Origin of the sequence: Ralstonia sp. OTU4908, from assembly GCF_038440115.1 — a bacterium.
Classification (GTDB): Bacteria; Pseudomonadota; Gammaproteobacteria; order Burkholderiales; family Burkholderiaceae; genus Ralstonia; species Ralstonia pickettii.
The window spans coordinates 1-782 of record NZ_JASATD010000099.1 but is presented as its reverse complement, the minus strand read 5'-3'; the positions used below and the strand labels follow the sequence as shown (position 1 = coordinate 782).

Genomic DNA, 782 nt, shown 5'->3' with positions numbered 1-782 from the left:
AAATGGGTTGAATTTCGAGGGTGGGAGTTGCCTGCAGAAGCTTACGCAGCAAGGGTTTCAGGTCCTCATCGCGGTGGTTGAATCGGTAACACGTTTCAGCCAAATAAAGATGGAAGAATTTGCTGGGTACTCCACGGTACGGATAGAGCCAATTCTTGGCGTAACTCCAGAAGCCCTCGATACCGTTGATGTGGTCCCGGCCAACCGGTTTGCCCTTCTCCTTGCGCACCACGACATGACCACCTCGTAGTCGCAAGGTGGCATAGGCCTGCCACGCATCGGTGTAGTACAGCGAGCCCTCGCGGGTATGGGCTTGGATCTGCTCCATGATGGTCGCCTGATCGTGCTGAGCGATCGGTGCGGCCTTCACTTCGCCGTTGCGTTTGACGATGCCGAAGACCACCACCTTGCCCGCTGCTCCCCAGCCCCGTTTGCCGTGCCGAGCCCCGCCAAACGTGGTTTCGTCGCATTCCAGAGCGCCAGTGAACGGCTCGCGCAACTGCTCTTGCTGCGCCATGCAGGCGCGGATCAGCCGGTAAAAGCGTTCTCGTGATTTGGCGCTGACTGACGAGTCGAAACGCTGCCGGTACACCGGCACGCCGAGCACGAACAACTCCAGCAGACGCGTCTTCTCGCGACTGCTCAGCCGGACCGAGTCCCACACCGTAGTCCAGCTAAACCGCTTCCCGCACGCGCGGCACTTGAGCCGTCCATCAGACAGTTTGTAGGGCCTGCTGGCAGAGCATTCAGGACAGCGTTTCATCGTCGGACCAGGGTAACTC

At 59.5% G+C, this 782-nt stretch carries 1 protein-coding gene; it reads right to left on the bottom strand.

The window, feature by feature from the left end:
* Positions 1–607, bottom strand: a 607-nt coding sequence (locus AAHM38_RS25475; RefSeq protein WP_342234427.1) for an IS1595 family transposase, incomplete at its 3' end; no start/stop codon positions are given.
* Positions 608–782 lie beyond the last annotated feature (175 nt).